Genomic DNA, 18,035 nt, shown 5'->3' on the forward strand with positions numbered 1-18,035 from the left:
ATACCATAAGGCGCCATGACCGAACAGCGACTGCGCCATACCACCGTTCCCGACAAGCCCTCCCTCGATGGGCTCGAGTCGGTATGGGTAGGCCGCTGGGACGCCGAGGGCACCTACCGGTTCGACCGGTCGAAGACGCGGGACCAGATCTACTCGATCGACACGCCCCCGCCCACCGTGTCCGGATCCCTGCATGTCGGCCATGTCTTCTCCTACACCCACACCGACACGATCGCCCGCTTCCAGCGCATGCGCGGCCGTGAGGTCTTCTACCCCATGGGCTGGGACGACAACGGCCTGCCCACCGAGCGGCGCGTGCAGAACCACTTCGGCGTGCGCTGCGACCCCTCCCTGCCCTACGACCCCGGCTTCGAGCCACCCGCCAAGCCCGACCCCAAGCGCCAGGTCAACGTCTCCCGGCGCAACTTCATCGAGCTGTGCGAGCGGCTCACCCAGGAGGACGAGAAGGCCTTCGAGGAGCTCTGGCGCCACCTCGGGCTCTCGGTCGACTGGTCGCTCACCTACGCGACGATCGACGACGCCTCCCGCGCCGCCTCGCAGCGCGGGTTCCTGCGCAACCTCGCGCGCGGCGAGGCGTACGTCGCGGAGGGCCCCACTCTCTGGGACGTCACGTTCCGCACGGCCGTGGCCCAGGCCGAGCTCGAGGACCGCGAGTGGCCGGGGGCCTTCCACCGCATCCGGTTCGGTGGGGTCCCCGGCACCGAGCACGCCGGCGGCGTCCACATCGAGACCACCAGGCCCGAGCTGATCCCGGCCTGCGTCGCCCTGGTCGCCCACCCCGACGACGAGCGCTACCAGCCGCTGTTCGGCAAGACCGTGAGCACGCCGATCTTCGGCGTCCACGTGCCCGTCCTGGCCCACCGCCTCGCCGAGCGCGACAAGGGTTCGGGCATCGCCATGATCTGCACCTTCGGCGACGTCACCGACGTCGTCTGGTGGCGCGAGCTCGACCTGCCGACCCGGCCGGTCATCGGGTGGGACGGGCGCCTGCTGCCCGACGCGCCCGAGGGCGTCCCCGCCGGGCCGTACGCCGAGCTGGCGGGCAAGACCGCGCACAGCGCCCGCGAGCGCATCGTCGAGATGCTGGCGGAGTCCGGCGAGCTTTCCGGCGAGCCGAGGAAGGTCTCCCGCCCGGTCAAGTTCTACGAGAAGGGCGACCGGCCGCTGGAGATCGTCACGACCCGCCAGTGGTACATCCGCAACGGCGGGCGGGACGCCGAGCTCCGGCAGGCGCTGCTTTCGCGCGGCAGGGAGCTGTCGTGGCACCCGCCGCACATGCGGGTCCGCTACGAGAACTGGGTCCAGGGCCTCGCGGGCGACTGGCTGATCTCCCGGCAGCGGTTCTTCGGCGTCCCCATCCCCGTCTGGTACCCCCTGGACTCCGTGGGGGAGCCGATCTACGACGCGCCCATCGCGGCCTGCGAGGAGGCGCTGCCCGTCGACCCGTCCAGCGACGTGCCGCCCGGGTACGCGCCGGACCAGCGGGGCAGGCCGTTCGGCTTCGCCGCCGACCCCGACGTCATGGACACCTGGGCGACGTCCTCGCTGTCACCGCAGATCATCGGCGGGTGGGAGCGCGACGCCGACCTGTTCGGGCGGGTGTTCCCGATGGACCTCCGCCCGCAGGCGCACGAGATCATCCGCACCTGGCTGTTCGCCTCGGTGGTCAGGGCGCATCTGGAGAGCGGCGTGGCCCCCTGGCGGCACGCGGCGATCTCCGGGTGGATCCTCGACCCCGACCGCAAGAAGATGTCCAAGTCCAGGGGCAACGTAGTGACGCCCATGGGCCTGCTCCAGGAGTACGGCTCGGACGCCGTCCGCTACTGGGCGGCGGGCGGGCGTCCCGGCACGGACACCGCCTTCGACACCGGCCAGATCAAGGTCGGGCGCCGCCTGGCCATCAAGATCCTCAACGCCTCGAAGTTCGTCCTCGGCCTCGGCGAGGCCGCCGGGGAGGTCACCGAGGCGCTCGACAGGTCGATGCTCGCGCGGCTCGCCGGGGTCGTGGAGGAGGCGACGGCGGCGTTCGAGTCCTACGACTACACCCGGGCCCTTGAGGTCACCGAGCGGTTCTTCTGGGAGTTCTGCGACGATTACCTGGAGCTCGTCAAGGCCCGCGCGTACGGGTCCGATCCGGGGGCGCACTCGGCGCGCGCGGCGCTGCGGCGGGCGCTCGACGTGATGCTGCGGCTGTTCGCGCCGTTCCTGCCGTTCGTGACCGAGGAGGTCTGGTCGTGGTGGCGGCCGGGGTCGGTCCACCGCGCGGCCTGGCCGGCCGCCGAGCTGACGGGGTTCGCCTCCTCCGGCGACCCGGCGGTCCTGCCGACCGTGTCCGAGGTGCTCCGCGAGGTCCGCAAGGCCAAGTCCTCGGCCAGGCTGTCCATGCGGGCCGAGGTGGCGCTGCTCAGCGTGGCGGGCTCCGCCGTCGAGCTGGTGCGCCACGGGCAGGACGACCTGTGCGCGGCGGGCGCCGTCGACGAGTTCGTCCTCTCGCCGCAGGACGGCGACCTGAGGGTGGAGGTCACGCTCGCCGAGGCCGCCCCCGCCTGAGCAGGGGCACACCTTTCCCGCGTTTCCCCGCAGGCGCGTACAGATCGCCTGGCGGGGAAATGTGGAGGAAGCAGACCAGACCTTGAACCTGACCGTAACCAGTGCGCGTTTTGCCGTCTGACGTGCCAGTCTGGAGAGGTGATCGCGGAACGGGAGACCCAGGAACGGAGCGTGCCGCCGGTTCTGTCGGCGATGGCGGCGTGGAGCTGGCGCCTCATCGTCATCGGTGTGGTGATCTACTTCTCGGCCCAGATCATCGTCCGGCTGAGCTTCGTGGCGCTGCCGGTGGCCATCGCGCTGCTGCTGACCGCCCTGCTGTTCCCGCTCACCGACCGCCTGCGCACGGCGGGCCTGCGTCCCATCTGGGCGACGTGGATCACCATGCTCTTCGCGTTCGCCATCATCGTCGGCCTCGGCTTCATCATCGGCACGCGGGCGAACGACGAGTTCCCCCGGCTGGTCGAGCAGGTGCAGAAGACCGCCCGCGACGTGCAGGGCTGGCTGCTGACCGGCCCGCTGCACCTCAAGGAGGCGCAGCTCACCGACATGGTGGGGGAGATCGCCAAGCAGATCAACGAGCAGCGCAGCCAGATCACCAGCACCCTGCTGTCGACGGCGGCCGTCTTCGTCGAGGTGCTCGCCTCCATCGTCCTGCTGCTGTTCATCACGTTCTTCATGCTCAAGGACGGCGACCGCATCTGGGCGTGGTTCCTGCGCGGCTTCGGCTCCCACGCCCCCCGTGTCGACCGGGCGGGCCGGGCCGCGTGGCACACCCTGTCGCAGTACATCCATGGCACCGTCATCGTGGCCGCGATCCACGGTGTGATCATCGGCATCGTGCTGTTCGGCATGGGGGTGCCGCTCTGGGCGCCGCTCGCCGTGCTGATCTTCTTCGCCAGCTTCATCCCGATCGTCGGCATCTTCTTCGCCGGAGGCCTCGCCGCGCTCGTCACACTCGGGGCCAAGGGGCCGGTGTTCGCGCTGGTCTTCATCGGCATCCTGCTGGTCGAGCAGCAGCTGGAGAACCACGTGCTCCAGCCCCTGATCGTCGGGCGGGCCGTGAAGTTCCACCCGCTCGCGATCATCCTGGTGCTGGCCATCGGTGGCGTCCTCGGCGGCATCGCCGGCGCCGCGATCGCGGTGCCGGTCGCGGCCGTGGTCTACCGCGCGCTGCCTGAGCTCCGCAGGCACCCCCCCGAGCTGCCGCCCGCGGTGCCGCACGAGCCGCCACCGGCCCCCGAGCCGCCCGCCGACCAGGTGCCTGACGCGGGAGAGGACATGTCGCCGCAGCACAGCGGGTAAGGTCTCGGTTCGTGACTCGTTGCACACCCGTTCCGCCCCGGTCACTCCGAGGGCGTACCTTGAGGCTGAGGGCCGCCGCGGCGCGCCCGGAAGGCCGTTCGCCGGTGCGGGTGCCCGGATGCGCGTCCCGCGGTCCGGTGGGCCGGGTCACACCGTCAGCCGGGCGCGGCTCCACGACTACGAGGTGAATCCATGATCGAGGTGCTGATCCAGCGACTCGACCCCGAGCTGCCGCTTCCTTCGTACGCCCATCCGGGCGACGCGGGAGCCGACCTCCACGCCGCGGAGGACGTCGAGTTGCTGCCGGGGGAGCGGGCCGTGGTGGGCACCGGCGTGGCCATCGCGCTGCCCGACGGGTACGCCGCCTTCGTGCACCCGCGCTCCGGGCTCGCGGCCAAGTTCGGCGTCACGCTCGTCAACGCGCCCGGCACGGTCGACGCCGGCTACCGGGGCGAGATCAGGGTGACGCTGCTCAACACCGACACCAAGGACGTCGTGCGGCTCAGGCGCGGTGACCGGATCGCCCAGCTCGTCGTCCAGCGGGTGGAGAAGGCAGCTTTCTACGAGGTGGAGCGGCTCCCCGGGTCGGCGCGCGGCGCCGGCGGGTTCGGCTCCACCGGTCGATAAGTCGATAAGGAGTGTGAACGAAGTGTTCCGACGCCGCCGTCATGCGGAAGAACAGGAGTCGGCACCGGTCGCCGAGAACGCGCCGGTGTCCGACCGCGAGTCGGGACCATGGGACGCCGACGAGCCCCATCCCGAGACCGAGCGGGTCGATCTGGGCGGCATGCGGCTGCCCATCGGCCCCGGGTTCGAGGTCCAGCTGAACGTCGCCGGCGACCAGATCGTCGGCGCCGTGGTGCTGGTCAACGAGAGCGCCCTCCAGGTGCACGCTTTCGCGGCCCCCAAGAAGAGCGGCATCTGGGACGAGGTCCGCTCCGAGCTGACCCGCGAGCTGACCGCAGCGGGCGGCGCCTGCGAGGAGCGGCAGGGCCCCTTCGGTCCCGAGCTCGCCGCCGAGATCCAGCAGGACGGCGCCAAGCAGCCGGTCCGGTTCATCGGCGTCGACGGCCCCCGCTGGTTCCTGCGGGGCGTCCTCAGCGGCCGTGCCATCGCCGACCCCGAGGCGGGCAAAGTTCTGGAGGACGTCATCCGCGACATCGTCGTGGTGCGCGGAGACCAGCCCATGGCCCCCAAAGAGCCGATCGAGCTGCGGCTGCCCGCCGAGGCCCGGCAGGCCGTCGAGCAGCAGGCGACCGAGGAGGGCAGGACGGCCCTCAATCCGTTCGAGCGTGGGCCTGAGATCACCGAGGTTCGCTGACGTAAGCTGCGGTCAGGATCGCATGGGCTCCCGAGGAGTTGAACGAGAGATGAGTACGGCAGAGCCCGTCAAACGCGGGCTGCGCGGTTTCTTGCGGCGGCTGACCACCAGCCAGGCCGAGCTGGAGGCCGCGGAGCTCCAGGAGGACCTCGACCGTTACGGCGCGACGCCCATCGCGTCGTGCGGCCAGCGCAGGAGGTTCTGCGTGGCGGGCACGCTCCGCACGGTGACGTTGCGGCCCCGGGGCGGCGTTCCCTCCCTGGAGGCCGAGCTCTACGACGGCTCCGATGTGGTCGACCTGGTCTGGCTGGGCCGGCGCAAGATCGTCGGCATCGAGCCGGGCCGGGTGGTGCGGGCCGAAGGTCTGGTCAGCATCCAGGACGGCCGCAAGGTGATGTTCAACCCCCGCTACGAGCTGCGCCCAGCGAGCGGCCAGTGACCACGGTTCCGCCAGGCGAGGAGACCAATGATCATGCAGTGGCGAGACGGCGCGACGAGAGCGGGCGCGGCGCGCCGGCGGGGAGCGCGTCCGTGAGCGCGGCCGGCACGACGATCCAGGACGAGGTCGCGCACGAGACCGTCGAGAGCGCCATCCGTGCCCAGCTCGCCAAGGCGCTCGGCGGCGTGCGGGGCATCATCGAGGCCGCCGTCCCGACGGTGGTGTTCACGATCACGTGGATCGTCACCCAGCAGCTCAAGACCTCGCTGATGGTCAGCATCGGCGTGGCCGTGCTGCTGCTCCTCGTACGGCTCGCGCAGCGGACCACGCCGCAGTTCGTGATCAACAGCCTCATCGGCATCGGCATCGGCGCGTTCTTCGCCAGCCGCACGGGGGAGGCCAAGGACGTCTTCCTGCCCGGCATCCTCTACAACGGGGGCTACGCCGCCGTGATGGTGCTGTCGATCGTCGTCCGGTGGCCGGTCGTGGGGTTCCTCATCGGCTCGGTGACCGGCGACCCCACCGGCTGGCGGCAGGACTCCGGCATCGTCCGGCTCTGCTCGCGGCTGACGTGGCTGCTGATCCTGCCCTGTCTGCTGCGGGTGGTCGTGCAGCTGCCGCTCTACTACGCCGACCAGGTCGCCGCCCTGGGGGTGGCGAAGGTCGTGCTGGGCTGGCCCATCCAGGTCGCGGCGCTCGGCGCCATGGTCTGGGTGCTCGCCCGGGGAAGAACCCCCATCTCGCCGACCACGCCCGGAGCCAGCGCCTAAGAGGCGGATACGGCGGCGCCGGGGCCCCTCAGGGTGCCCCGGCGCTTTCGCTGTGATCGCCCCCCAGTGGGGGGCAAACCCCCAGCGAGGGGTGAGCCCTCAGTGGGGGGCGAGCTCTCAGTGGGGGGCGAGCAGGTGGGCCAGCTCCTCCTCGACCTCCTGGCTGGCCACGAACAGCAGCTCGTCGCCGGCCTCCAGGGGATCGTCGTCGGAGGGCACCAGCACCCGGCCCTCGCGCAGGATCGCCACCAGCGCGGAATCCTGCGGCCAGGGCACCGAGCCGGCCCGCTGGCCGACCACAGGGGCGTCCTCGGGAAGCGTGAGCTCGACGAGGTTGGCCTGGCCCTGACGGAAGGTCATCAGCCGCACCAGGTCGCCTACGCTGACCGCCTCCTCGACCAGGGCCGAGAGCAGGCGCGGCGTGGAGACCGCGACGTCCACGCCCCACGACTCGTTGAACAGCCACTCGTTCTTCGGGTGGTTGATGCGGGCGACCACGCGCGGCACGCCGTACTCGGTCTTGGCCAGCAGCGAGACGACCAGGTTGACCTTGTCGTCGCCGCTCGCGGCGATCATCACATGACAGTTGTTGAGCCCGGCCTCGTCCAGCGACGAGATCTCGCACGCGTCGGCGAGCAGCCACTCGGCCCGCGGCACGCTGTCGATCTTGATGGCCCGGGGGTCGATGTCGATGAGCAGGACCTCGTGGCCGTTCTCCAGCAGCTCCGCCGCGATGGACCGGCCGACCGCCCCCGCGCCCGCGATCGTGACGCGCATCAGTTGGACTCCTCCTCGGGCGCGGCGGACAGCACCTTGTTGATCCGGTCCATGTCGTTGTCACCGGCGATCATGTGGAGGATGTCGCCCTCCTGGAGCACCGTCTCCTCCTTGGGCAGCAGGGCCTCGCCCATGCGGTTGAGGAAGGCGACGCGGGCGCCCGCGGCCTCCTCCAGCGTGCGGGTGCGGCTGCCGATCCAGCTGGAGTGGTAGGCGACCTCGGCCAGTATGACCACGCCGGTCGGGTCGCGCCAGAGGGGCTCGGCGCCCTCGGGGAGCACCCGCCGGAGGATCTGGTCGGCCGTCCAGCGAACGGTGGCCACCGTGGGGATGCCCAGCCGCTGGTAGACCTCGGCGCGCCGGGAGTCGTAGATGCGGGCCACGACGTTGTCGACGCCGAACGTCTCGCGCGCGACGCGCGCGGAGATGATGTTCGAGTTGTCGCCGCTGCTCACCGCGACGTACGCGGCGGCCGACTCGATGCCGGCCTCCTCCAGGACGTCCCGGTCGAAGCCGATGCCGGTGACACGGCGCCCGCGGAAGCCCGCCCGCAGGCGCCGGAACGCCTGAGGGTCCCTGTCGATGATCGCGACCGAGTGGCCGCTGTCCTCGAGGATGTGGGCAAGGGTCGAACCGACCCGGCCGCATCCCATGATGACGATGTGCATGCTCCCCCGCCGTTGGCTTTGAGGCGGCAACTCCTGGACCTTATACAGCTACGAGGCCAAGTATGGCCGGTTCTGGCAGCGTCGTGTGAGTAGGACCGGACCTGAGGACTAGCATCGTCACTCGTGGTGAAGGTTGCAGATCTGGTCAAGCGACTACTCGTCGGGCGTGCGCTCCGAAGTGCGCAGGCACACGAGCAGTTGCTGCCAAAGCGCATCGCGCTGCCGGTGTTCGCCAGCGACGCCCTGTCCTCGGTGGCGTACGCCCCGCAAGAGATTCTGATCACGCTCGGCATCGCCGGCCTCGCGGCCTACCACTTCACTCCCTGGATCGCCCTCGCTGTCGTGGTGATCCTGCTGACGGTGGTCGCGTCGTACCGGCAGAACGTCCGGGCCTACACCAGCGGCGGCGGCGACTTCGAGGTCGCGACCGAGAACCTCGGGTCGAACTACGGGCTGGTCGTCGCCAGCGCGCTCATGGTCGACTACGTGCTGACCGTGGCCGTGTCGGTCTCCTCCGGCGTGGAGAACCTCGGTGCGGCGCTCCCCTTCCTGGCCGAGCACAAGGTCGCCGCGGCGGTCGCCATCGTCGCCGTGCTGACCGTGCTGAACCTGCGGGGCATCAGGGAGTCGGGCCTGGCGTTCGCCGTCCCCACCTATGCCTTCATGATCAGCGTGTTCGGCCTGATGATCTGGGGTGGCGTGCGGCTCGCGCTCGGCACCGAGCTGAAGGCCCCCTCCGCCGACTATACGGTCACCGGCGAGAGCGTCGGCATCGGCGGCTTCGCCCTGATCTTCCTGCTGCTGCGCGCGTTCTCCTCCGGCTGCGCGGCGCTGACCGGCGTGGAGGCCATCAGCAACGGCGTGCCGGCGTTCAGGAAGCCCAAGGGCAAGAACGCCGCGAACACCCTGCTGGCGCTGGGCGTGCTGGCCGCGACGATGTTCGCCGGCATCACCGCCCTGGCGTTCATCACCGACGCCAAGTTCGCCGACCGCTCGGTGGGTAGCTCGCTCGTCGACCGCGCGGGCCACCCCGTCCCCAACCCCGGTCCCGTGATCGCCCAGGTCGCGCAGACCGTCTTCAGTAACTTCACCCCGGCCTTCTACGTCCTTACGGCGATGACGGCGCTGATCCTCGTGCTGGCCGCCAACACCGCCTTCAACGGCTTCCCCGTGCTGGCGTCGGTGCTGGCCCAGAACCGCTACCTGCCGCGCCAGCTGCACACGCGCGGCGACCGGCTGGCCTTCAGCAACGGCATCGTCATGCTCGCGACCATGGCGGGGCTGCTGATCTACGCCTTCCACGCCGAGACCACGCGCCTGGTCCAGCTCTACATCGTCGGCGTGTTCGTGTCGTTCACGATCAGCCAGGTCGGCATGGTGCGGCACTGGAACCGCCTGCTCCGCACGGCGACCGACTCCAAGAAGCGCGCGCAGATGCAGCGGTCGCGGATGATCAACGCGTTCGGCGCCACGGTGACCGGCCTGGTGCTCGTCGTGGTGCTGATCACGAAGTTCACCCACGGAGCGTGGATCGCCTGCGCCGCCATGGCCGTCCTCTTCCTGATGATGCGCGGCATCAGGCGCCACTACGACAACGTGGCCGCCGAGCTGGTCGTGCCGGAGGACATGCAGACGGACGAGTCGATGCTCCCCGCCAGGAACCACGCCATCGTGCTCCTCTCCAAGATCCACAAGCCGACGCTGCGGGCTCTCGCGTACGCCAGGGCCACCCGTCCCTCGACGCTGGAGGCCATCAGCGTCGGCGTCGACACCGACGAGGCCAGGCAGCTCCAGGCCGATTGGGAGGAACGGGGCATCCCGGTGCCGCTCAAGATCCTCGACTCGCCGTACCGGGAGATCACCCGCCCGGTGCTCGAATACGTCAAGAGCCTGCGCCGCCGCTCCCCCCGGGACGTGGTGACCGTCTTCATCCCCGAGTATGTCGTGGGCCACTGGTGGGAACACCTGCTGCACAACCAGAGCGCGCTGAGGCTGAAGGGCCGCCTGCTGTTCCAGCCCGGCGTGATGGTCACCAGCGTGCCGTGGCAGCTCGCCTCCTCCGACCGGCTCAAGGGCCGGCCGGAGTCGTTCGCGCCGGGCTCGGTACGCCGGCCGTACGCTGTGGCACGTAAGGATGACCAGGTGAAAATGTGAGCGGGGGGACCGAGGTGCCGATCGAACTGACCGTGGAGCGCGTCGCCAACGGTGGATGGTGCGTCGCCAGACACGAAGGCCGGGTGGTCTTCGTCCGCCACGCTCTGCCCGGCGAGCGCGTCCTCGCTGAGGTGACCGAGGAGACCACGCGCTTCCTGCGGGCCGACGCGGTCGAGATCCTCGACCCGTCCCCCGACCGGGTCACGCCGCCGTGCCCGTTCGCCGGCCCCGGCCGGTGCGGCGGCTGCGACTGGCAGCACGCCACCCTTCCCGCCCAGCGCCGGTTCAAGGCCGAGGTCGTCACCGAGCAGCTCCAGCGGCTCGCGGGCATCGAGATGAAGGTCGACGTCGAGGAGCTCCCCGGCTCCGAGGACGGCCTGGGCTGGCGCACCCGCGTCCAGTTCGCCGTCACCCCCGACGGCGTGCCCGGGCTGCGCCGCCACCGGTCCCACGAGATCGAGCCGGTCGACGCCTGCCTGATCGCCCACCCCGAGGTCGAGCGCATGGGCGTCGAGCGCAAGAACTGGCGGGGCGCGTCGAGCGTGGAGGCGATCGCGACGTCCACGCGCGAGCGGGCCGTCGTCGTCTCCCCGAAGCCCCACCGTACGGTGGCGGTGCCCGATCTCGACGCGGACGCCTACGTCCTCGTCGACGAGGGCCGGGGCCACGCGAGGGCCGTACGGGGTCGTACGGCGCTCACCGAGCGGGTCGGCGAGCGCGAGTTCCAGGTCACCGGCAGCGGCTTCTGGCAGGTGCACCCCGGGGCCCCCGCCACGCTTCTCGACGCGGTGCTGGAGTTCGCCGCGGTGCGCCCCGGCGACTGGGCGCTCGATCTCTACTGCGGGGTCGGGCTGTTCGCGGCGGGCCTCGCCGAGGCCGTCGGACCCGAGGGCGCGGTACTCGGCATCGAGTTCGAAGCGCGGGCGGTGCAGGACGCCCGCCACAACCTGCGCGACCTTCCGCAGGCGCGCATCGAGCGGGGCCGGGTGGAGGACGCCCTCGACCGGCTGGGGGTCGAGCGGGCCGACGTGGTCGTGGTCGACCCGCCGCGCACCGGGCTCGGCCGGGAGGTGGTCCACCGTGTCGCCGGCCTGGACGCCGCCCGCGTCGTCTACGTCTCGTGCGACCCGGCCACGCTGGCGCGCGATCTCGCATGGTTCGCCGAACGCGGCTACCCCACGGTCGACATCCGCGCCTTCGACGCCTTCCCCATGACCCACCATGTGGAGACCGTCGTCCTCCTCACCAAGGACGTGATCTAACCGGCTACGACCGGCCCGGGTTCGGTCGCCTCCTGGTCGGCCAAGATACCGGCGCGCCCGCTCGCGGTCATGGCCCTCGCCTACGGCTCGGGCTGTGCTTCCCAGGGGGCCTGCCGGCCCCCTTCGACCCCCGCTCGCTTTACGCGGGCAGGCGTGCCGGCGCGGTGCGTCCGAGAACCTCATACGCGAGGCATCGTGGTCAGGCCGGCAGTGAACGGGGATCGTTGGCCCTGTTGTCAGCGAAAGGTCGCTGAGGGCGCCTCAGACGTTGATGACGATCTTCCCGCGGGCGTGGCCGTCTCGCATGTGCTGGATGGCCGCGGGGGTCTCGCTCAGGGGGTAGGTGCGGCCGATGACCGGGGTCACCTTGCCGGACTCGATGAGCTCGGTGAGAACGATCAGGTCCTTCGCGTTCTCCGAGCAGATGAACGTGCCCAGCTTCTGGCCGACGAACGGGGACAGGATGGACGCCCGGATCTGACGGTCGGTGCCGCCGAGCCATCGCCCGCCCGTTTCGCCCCCGACGATGACGAGCGTGCCGCGCGGGGTGAGGGCTCGGCGTAGGCGGGTGAGCGAGCGGTTGCCGCCGATGTCGAGGATGACGTCGTACCGCCGCCCCGCGTCCTCGACGTCGTGGCGGGTGTGGTCGACGACGTGGTCCGCGCCGAGGGACCTGACCAGGTCGACCTTCGTCGTGGTGCACATGCCGGTGACCTCCGCGCCGAAGGCCTTGGCGATCTGCACGGCGTACGTCCCGACGCCTCCGGACGCGCCGATGACCAGCACCTTCTGCCCGGGCCGCACGCGCCCTCGGTCGCGAACCGCCTGCAGGGCGGTGAGAGCCGAGACACCGACGGCCGCCGCCTGCGTGAAGGTGAGGCCGGCGGGCTTGGGCGCGAGCCTGCCCGGCGTGGCCGTGGCGTACTCGGCGAAGGTGCCCTCGCCGACGCCGAACACCTCGTCGCCCGGCCGCAGCGTGGTCACCGTCTTGCCGATCGCCTCGACGCGCCCGGCGACCTCCCGCCCTCGCACTCGGGTTCTGGGCGCGCGGACCCCGTAGCCGGCGAGGCGCACGGGGTAGGGGAGGCCGGCCGTGAGATGCCAGACGCCTCGATCGACACCGGCGGCGTGCACCCGGATCAGCACCTCGTCGTCCCCGATGACGGGCCGGCCGATCTGCTCGACCCGCATGACATCCTCGGCCTCGCCGTACTCGTCCTGGACGACGGCCTTCATCGTCGTCCTCCCGGCCGTGACGTGCGAGGGGTCGGCCGGTCGGGTGCGGTGGTCGGTTCCCATCGCGGGCTCCCTACGTTGTAAGCTTATGCTGTAAGTCTGCTGCTTACAGTGTAAGTAAGTCAAGGAGGATGTGCATGACCCACCCGAGCCCCGAGCCCCGGGCGCGACTGAACCGCGACCGGGTGCTGCGGTCCGCGGTCGCCCTGGCCGACGCGGGTGGCATCGAGTCGCTCACCATGCGCAAGCTCGGCGAGGAGCTCGGGGTCGAGGCGATGTCGCTGTACAACCACGTGGCCAACAAGGTCGACCTGCTCGACGGCATGATCGACGTCGTCTTCGGCGAGATAGACCTGCCGGCCGGTGACGCCGACTGGAGGACGGCCATGCGCCGTCGGGCGATCTCGGTCCGCGAGGCCCTGTCGCGCCATCCATGGGCGATCGGGCGCATGGAGTCGCGGGCCACACCCGGCCCCGCGACGCTGCGGCACCATGACGCCGTGATCGGCACCCTGCGAGGGGCGGGGTTCTCGATCGCCCTGGCCGCCCACGCGTACTCCGCCCTGGACAGCTACATCTACGGGTTCGCGTTGCAGGAGCCGAGCCTGCCGTTCGACACCTCGGCCGAGACGGCGCAGGTCGCGCAGGCGATCATGGCGCGATTCTCCTCCGGCGAGTACCCACACCTCACCGAGCTGGCCGTCGAGCACGTCCTGCGGCCCGGCTACGACTACGGCGACGAGTTCGAGTTCGGCCTCGACCTCATCCTCGACGGCCTCGAAAGAGCCCGCCACACAACCTGACCGCCGTCGGACCTCCCCTTCGGCGTTCGGAACCCGGGTACGAGACGCCATGCGCGGATGAGTATCTCCGCCGTTCGGCCTCCCAGAGCCGCTTGATATGACGTTAAGGAAGGCGAAGGGACTCCAGCCATGCCGGACGGCGGCACCAGGGGAGCCCGCCCCACGCCGGGATCGGGGCGGGCGGCGCGGCGGACGCGGCGACCGGCCGGATCGCTGATCGCGCGGATAGGGCAAGCGGCCGAGCGGACGCCCGCGCGGCGGGACCGCTATGTCGATCTCGTCCGGGCCTTCGCCATCACGGCGGTCGTCACCGGCCACTGGCTTGTCGTCTCGATCACCCATGGCCCCGGGGGGTTCGCCGGGCGCAGCGTCCTGGAGACCGTGCCGTGGACGCGCCCCCTGACGTGGGTCTTCCAGGTCATGCCCCTGTTCTTCCTGGTCGGCGGGTACGCCAACGCCGCGTCCCTCACCTCGCATCTGCGGCGCGGCGGCGGCCCCACCGCCTGGGTGCTCGGCAGGACCGCCCGGCTCGTCCGCCCGACCACCGTGCTGCTGTGCACGCTTGCGGTGGTGGCGCTGGTGGCGCGGCTCGCGGGCGTCGGCCCGTCCCTGATCGGCCACGCGGTCTGGCTGGCCTTGATCCCGCTGTGGTTCCTGGTCGTCTACATCGCCGTGGTCGTGCTGGCCCCGCCCATGTACGCGCTGCACCGGCGCGCGGGACTCGCCGTGCCGGTCGTCCTCGCGGCGCTGGTCGGTGCGGGCGACCTGACGCGGCTTGTCCTCGATGTTCCGTACGTGGGCCAGGCGAACTACCTGCTGGCATGGCTGGCCGTCCACCAGTTGGGCTTCGCCTGGCAGGACGGCCGCCTTCCCGCCCGGCCCCTGGTCGCCGCGCCGATGGCGGTGCTCGGAGCGGGCGCCCTCATGGTGCTGACCGTGGCGGGGCCCTATCCGGTCAGCATGGTCGGGTTCGCGGGAGAAGAGCTGCAGAACACCGCGCCGCCCACACTCGCCCTGCTCGCCCTCGCGACCGCACAGGCGGGGGTCGCGTTGTGGCTGCGGGACCTGGGGAACCGGTGGCTGCGGCGCCGGGGGCCGTGGACGGCGGTGGTCGCGGTCAACTCGGTGATCATGACGCTGTTCCTCTGGCACATGACCGCCCTCATCATCGGCGCCCTGGCCCTGCACGGGACGGACCTGATGCCCCAGCCCGCGCCCGGGTCGCTCCCCTGGGTGCTGCTGCGGATCCCCTGGCTGCTGTGCCTGGCCGTGATCCTCGCGGTGCTGGTCGCGGTGTTCGGCCGCGCCGAGCGACGCACGGAACCACCCGCCGCCTCACCGGGCGCACGAGGACCCGTGGCCGCCGTGCTGACCGCCCTCGGCGCAGCCGCCGTCATCGCGGCCCTTCTGGGCATCGCCCTGGCGGGCCCCGCCTACCATGGGTGGACCGGCCTGCCTCCGGCCGCGCTGGCCGTGTACCTGGCGGGCGCGGCCCTGCTGGCCCTGCTCCGCCGGCGGCACCAGGCCCCGCCCGCCGGGGACCGCGCCGCCTAGCCGTACCGGAGCCTGCACTGCCGTGCCGGAGCCTGCACTGCCGTGCCGGAACCTGCCCGTACCGGAACCTGCCGGCCCGGGAACCTGCCGGCCCGGGGCCGTTCGGCCCCCTGGGGAGCGCCGGCCGAGCCGGAGACGAGGATCGTTCGGGCCTTCCGCCCCTACCGGCTACGCCGGGTCTGGGGACTGGAGTTTGCGGCGCAGGTCGGCGGCCTGGGGGTGGCCGAGGTCGCGGAAGATCTCGTACGCCTCCAGCCAGCGCTCGCGGGCCGTCCGCGGGTCGCCGGCGGCCTCGCTCGCGTCGCCGAGGTGCCCGAGAAGCTGGGCCCGTAACCCGGCGCTGTTCATCGTGCCGGCCAGCCGGAGGCCGCGCTGGTAGTGCCGGATCGCGGTCTCCGGGTCGCCCAGCCGCTGGTGGAGCAGGCCCAGCGTGTCCAAGGTGACCACCTCGTTGGCCCGGTCGCCCGCCCGTTGCTGCAGCTCCAGCGCTCGCACGTGGAACGGCAGCGCCTCCTGGTAGGCGCCGAGCTCGGAGTGGTACCAGCCCACCGCGAGGCTGGCCTTGCCCGCCCAGAGCGGGTCGCCGAGCTCGTCGAAGAGCGACAACGCCTGCTCGGCCTGGTCGAGCGCCCGCTCGCCGTCGCCTTGCAGCCAGTGCACATAGGACAGCACGAAGCGGCTCTCCGCCTCGCCCGCCCGGTCTCCCGCGGCGAGGCTCAGTTCGAGCGCCTGGCGCATGTGGGCGTGCGCGTCGTCGAACCGGTCGAGCCGGCCGTTCACCGCGCTCAGGAAGCGGTGCGCGTGCGCCGCCGCCGGCTGGTCGGTCATGGCGGTCGCCGCACGCAGCGCCACCGCCCACGCCGCCCCCTCGTCGTGCCAGCGCCGCTGGTCGTTCAGGAATGTGTCCAGCGCCCAGCTCAGCTGCCACGCGTGCCTGTGCATGCCCTCCGCCTCGGCCTGCCGCAGCGCGGTCAGCAGCACCGCGTGCTCGGTCTCCAGCCATGCCAGGGCGGCCGGGACGTCGAACACGCGTTTCGGCTCGGCCCCGTCGGCGGGCGCGCCGAGGGTCATCGGGATGGGCGCCCGCACCGGATTCAGCACCAGCTCGGCGTGGTACGCGGTGTGCGTGTAGTGGTCGAGCAGCCGGGTCAGCGCCGCCCGCCGCGCGGCCTCGGACTCGTCGGCCCGGGCGCGCTCGCCGGCGTAGACGTGCAGCAGGTCGTGCATCCGGTAGCGGCCGGGCGCGTGCTCGGTCACCAGGCTGGCGTGGGCCAGCTCGGCCAGCGTCCGCCGGATCTCGGGCAGCGCCCGGCCGGCCAGCGCGGCCACGGCCGTCACCGCGATGTCGGCGCCCGCGACCAGCCCGAGCAGCCGGAACAGCCGCGCGGCCTCCGGGCTCAGCGCGTCGTAGGACCAGGAGAACACGGCGCCGATGTCGAGGGCCGCGAGCCGGCCGCCCGGGTGGCGCAGCTCCGCGGCGATCGTCGCGGGCGGGAAGCCGGTCAGCCGCGCCCGCGCACCGACCAGCGCCAACGCCAGCGGGAGCCGTCCGCAGGCGGTCGCGATCGCGGCCACGGCGTCGCCGTCCCCGACCTCAGCCCCCGGGTGCGATCGGCGCCGACCGGTGTCCGCGCCGAGCCGGTGGCCGAGTAGCTCTACCGCCTCCTCGATGCCAGGGACGTCCAGCGTCAGCGCGGCGGCGCCGGTCTCGGCGACCAGGGCGGTGAGCTGCCGGCGGCTGGTGACGACCGTACGGGCGTCCGGGCCGGCGGGCAGCAGCGGCCGGACCTGGTCGGCGTCGCGGGCGTTGTCGAGCACGACCAGCAGGCGGCGGCCCGCGGACCGGCTGCGGTAGAGCGCCACCTGCGCCTCGAAGCCGGGCGGGACGCGGTCGGGCGGCACCCCGAGGGCGTCCAGGAATCCGCGGATCACCTCGGCGGGATCGACCGCGGCGTGGCGAGAGAAACCGCGCAGGTCCACGTACAGCCGGCCGTCCGGGAAGCGCGGCGCGACCAGGCGGGACCAATGCACGGCCAGTGAGGTCTTGCCCACGCCGGCGGGGCCGGAGACGGTGACCACCGCGGCCGTGGCCGCGTCGAGCGCGCGCAGCGCCTCGGCACGGCCGGTGAATCCGTCGACGCCGGCGGGTAACTGCGCGGGCACTGACGGGAGTCCCATATCCGGCTGCGCGGGCACTGACGGGGGTCCTGCGTCGGGCTGCGCGGGCACCGGCGGGCGTCCGGCGTCCGGCTGCGCGGCGAGCTGGAAGGCGGCCCGGTCCGAGGGGGAGAGTTTCAGCGTGTCGGCGAGCACCCGGACGGTGCTGGACCGGGGCACCGCGACGCGGCCGGACTCGATCTCGCGGATCTGCCGCTCGCTGACGCCGGACAACGCGGCCAGCTCCTCCTGCGTGAGCAGTGCCCGAACCCGGAAGTCGCGCAGCACGCCGCCGAACATCGATCCCCTTTCCGCCGGTTCACGGTACCCGATCTTGTCCGCGCTGTTCGCAGCCTAACCGCCGGTCAACCGCCGGTCGCCCGCCTGCCGCCGGAGCCGCCGCGGACGGAAGCTGGAGGCACCCCGACCGGTCACACCACTGGAGGAAAGATGAAGTTCCGCACCACGAAGAGTGCGCTCTCCGCGGCGGCCCCGGGCACTACGGCCAGTACGAGCGCACGGAGAACCGCTGATCGGGCTAGCGTTCCGTGAGGAGTTCGGGTTCCTTGAAGCAGAGGGAGCCGCCGAGCTGGGCGGCCAGTTCGAGTTGGTCGTAGTAGATGCGGTGGCTCGCGATGAGGCCGTCCTCCACGAACGACACGCAGCACGCGCGGACGGTGATCGGGCGCAGGGTCGCCTCGACCACTCCTCCGCCGGGCACGAGGAACGGCCCCTTGTGGGTGCCGGTGAGCGTGTACTCCGCTGTGATGGTGTCGCCGGACTCGTGCACCGACTGGGGCGTGCACGCCGAGTCCGGGAACGCCTCGATGAACAGGCCGTAGTAGGAGGCGATCTCGTCCCTGTCCTGCCCTATGCCGTCCGGCGCCACCAGCACGGCCCGCTCGCTGAAGCACTGAGCGAGCGCGTCGAGATCGTGGTGGTTGAAGGCCTTCCTCAGCCCGTTCAGGGCAGACAGGAGATCAGACATCAGGGCTGGCCTTTCTCGGAATGAGGACGGCTG

15 protein-coding genes are annotated in these 18,035 nt (G+C 71.7%); 10 read left to right on the plus strand and 5 right to left on the minus strand.

The window, feature by feature from the left end; all coding sequences use genetic code 11:
- The first annotated feature begins 15 nt into the window (after window positions 1-15).
- The 6 genes from valS to ACOZ38_RS12315 all read left to right on the plus strand — a co-directional run bounded on the left by valS (window position 16) and on the right by ACOZ38_RS12315 (window position 6,403).
- Window positions 16-2,571 carry a valine--tRNA ligase gene (valS, locus tag ACOZ38_RS12290; protein WP_424530477.1) on the plus strand — a complete coding sequence of 852 codons (2,556 nt, stop codon included), beginning with the start codon at window positions 16-18 and terminating at the stop codon, window positions 2,569-2,571.
- A 138-nt stretch (window positions 2,572-2,709) separates the two neighbouring features.
- Complete coding sequence (locus tag ACOZ38_RS12295) at window positions 2,710-3,873, plus strand: AI-2E family transporter (protein ID WP_424530478.1); 1,164 nt, start codon at window positions 2,710-2,712, stop codon at window positions 3,871-3,873.
- 192 nt (window positions 3,874-4,065) lie between these two features.
- Entirely contained in the window at window positions 4,066-4,500 is a 435-nt protein-coding gene (gene dut / locus ACOZ38_RS12300) for a dUTP diphosphatase (RefSeq protein WP_358555570.1), read from the plus strand.
- 13 nt (window positions 4,501-4,513) lie between these two features.
- A complete protein-coding gene (locus tag ACOZ38_RS12305) occupies window positions 4,514-5,194 on the plus strand; it encodes a DUF3710 domain-containing protein (RefSeq protein WP_424530479.1) in 681 nt (226 codons plus the stop codon).
- A gap of 49 nt (window positions 5,195-5,243) precedes the next feature.
- A complete protein-coding gene (locus ACOZ38_RS12310) occupies window positions 5,244-5,633 on the plus strand; it encodes an OB-fold nucleic acid binding domain-containing protein (protein WP_405146436.1) in 390 nt (129 codons plus the stop codon).
- Between the two features lie 38 nt (window positions 5,634-5,671).
- Window positions 5,672-6,403 carry a DUF3159 domain-containing protein gene (locus ACOZ38_RS12315; protein WP_424530481.1) on the plus strand — a complete coding sequence of 244 codons (732 nt, stop codon included), beginning with the start codon at window positions 5,672-5,674 and terminating at the stop codon, window positions 6,401-6,403.
- 117 nt (window positions 6,404-6,520) lie between these two features.
- Here ACOZ38_RS12315 and ACOZ38_RS12320 read toward each other — a convergent pair whose 3' ends face one another.
- Window positions 6,521-7,180 carry a potassium channel family protein gene (locus ACOZ38_RS12320; protein WP_363914647.1) on the minus strand — a complete coding sequence of 220 codons (660 nt, stop codon included), beginning with the start codon at window positions 7,178-7,180 and terminating at the stop codon, window positions 6,521-6,523.
- Complete coding sequence (locus tag ACOZ38_RS12325) at window positions 7,180-7,848, minus strand: potassium channel family protein (protein ID WP_405146440.1); 669 nt, start codon at window positions 7,846-7,848, stop codon at window positions 7,180-7,182. Before ACOZ38_RS12325 ends, ACOZ38_RS12320 begins: the two co-directional genes overlap by 1 nt.
- 123 nt (window positions 7,849-7,971) lie before the next feature.
- Between ACOZ38_RS12325 and ACOZ38_RS12330 the strand changes: the two genes are divergently transcribed.
- Window positions 7,972-10,002, plus strand: a complete 2,031-nt coding sequence (locus ACOZ38_RS12330) for an APC family permease (RefSeq protein ID WP_424530482.1) — start codon at window positions 7,972-7,974, stop codon at window positions 10,000-10,002.
- A complete protein-coding gene (locus ACOZ38_RS12335) occupies window positions 9,999-11,264 on the plus strand; it encodes a class I SAM-dependent RNA methyltransferase (protein ID WP_424530484.1) in 1,266 nt (421 codons plus the stop codon). The genes ACOZ38_RS12330 and ACOZ38_RS12335 overlap by 4 nt, the downstream gene beginning before the upstream one ends.
- Before the next feature lie 261 nt (window positions 11,265-11,525).
- Here the strand turns inward: ACOZ38_RS12335 and ACOZ38_RS12340 are convergent, their stop codons facing one another.
- The gene (locus tag ACOZ38_RS12340) at window positions 11,526-12,563 is read right to left on the minus strand and encodes an NAD(P)-dependent alcohol dehydrogenase (RefSeq protein ID WP_424530486.1); all 1,038 of its coding nucleotides are present in this window, start codon (window positions 12,561-12,563) and stop codon (window positions 11,526-11,528) included.
- Window positions 12,564-12,637: 74 nt separating this feature from the next.
- Here ACOZ38_RS12340 and ACOZ38_RS12345 point away from each other — a divergent pair, with 74 nt between their 5' ends.
- Both ACOZ38_RS12345 and ACOZ38_RS12350 read left to right on the plus strand, forming a co-directional pair.
- Entirely contained in the window at window positions 12,638-13,303 is a 666-nt protein-coding gene (locus ACOZ38_RS12345; RefSeq protein ID WP_424530488.1) for a TetR/AcrR family transcriptional regulator C-terminal domain-containing protein, read from the plus strand.
- 129 nt (window positions 13,304-13,432) lie between these two features.
- Window positions 13,433-14,857 carry an acyltransferase family protein gene (locus tag ACOZ38_RS12350; RefSeq protein ID WP_424530490.1) on the plus strand — a complete coding sequence of 475 codons (1,425 nt, stop codon included), beginning with the start codon at window positions 13,433-13,435 and terminating at the stop codon, window positions 14,855-14,857.
- Window positions 14,858-15,025: 168 nt separating this feature from the next.
- On the opposite strand, the gene ACOZ38_RS12355 is transcribed toward ACOZ38_RS12350, so the two are convergent.
- Window positions 15,026-17,314 (minus strand): ATP-binding protein, encoded by a 2,289-nt coding sequence (locus ACOZ38_RS12355; protein WP_424530492.1) that lies wholly within the window; start codon window positions 17,312-17,314, stop codon window positions 15,026-15,028.
- Window positions 17,315-17,552: 238 nt separating this feature from the next.
- Window positions 17,553-18,002: an ester cyclase gene (locus ACOZ38_RS12360; protein ID WP_424530494.1), complete on the minus strand. Its 450-nt coding sequence runs from the start codon at window positions 18,000-18,002 to the stop codon at window positions 17,553-17,555.
- Window positions 18,003-18,035 lie beyond the last annotated feature (33 nt).

The organism is Sphaerisporangium viridialbum (assembly GCF_049674955.1).
Taxonomy (GTDB): Bacteria; Actinomycetota; Actinomycetes; order Streptosporangiales; family Streptosporangiaceae; genus Sphaerisporangium; species Sphaerisporangium viridialbum.

What these genes read in the sequence shown, in the direction of transcription:
- valS (WP_424530477.1), top strand. Translation starts at nt 16, where the DNA reads ATGACCGAACAGCGACTGCGCCATACCACCGTTCCCGACAAGCCCTCC.
- dut (WP_358555570.1), top strand. Translation starts at nt 4,066, where the DNA reads ATGATCGAGGTGCTGATCCAGCGACTCGACCCCGAGCTGCCGCTTCCT.
- ACOZ38_RS12310 (WP_405146436.1), top strand. Translation starts at nt 5,244, where the DNA reads ATGAGTACGGCAGAGCCCGTCAAACGCGGGCTGCGCGGTTTCTTGCGG.
- ACOZ38_RS12320 (WP_363914647.1), bottom strand. Translation starts at nt 7,180, where the DNA reads ATGCGCGTCACGATCGCGGGCGCGGGGGCGGTCGGCCGGTCCATCGCG.
- ACOZ38_RS12325 (WP_405146440.1), bottom strand. Translation starts at nt 7,848, where the DNA reads ATGCACATCGTCATCATGGGATGCGGCCGGGTCGGTTCGACCCTTGCC.
- ACOZ38_RS12340 (WP_424530486.1), bottom strand. Translation starts at nt 12,563, where the DNA reads ATGGGAACCGACCACCGCACCCGACCGGCCGACCCCTCGCACGTCACG.
- ACOZ38_RS12345 (WP_424530488.1), top strand. Translation starts at nt 12,638, where the DNA reads ATGACCCACCCGAGCCCCGAGCCCCGGGCGCGACTGAACCGCGACCGG.
- ACOZ38_RS12350 (WP_424530490.1), top strand. Translation starts at nt 13,433, where the DNA reads ATGCCGGACGGCGGCACCAGGGGAGCCCGCCCCACGCCGGGATCGGGG.
- ACOZ38_RS12355 (WP_424530492.1), bottom strand. Translation starts at nt 17,314, where the DNA reads ATGTTCGGCGGCGTGCTGCGCGACTTCCGGGTTCGGGCACTGCTCACG.
- ACOZ38_RS12360 (WP_424530494.1), bottom strand. Translation starts at nt 18,002, where the DNA reads ATGTCTGATCTCCTGTCTGCCCTGAACGGGCTGAGGAAGGCCTTCAAC.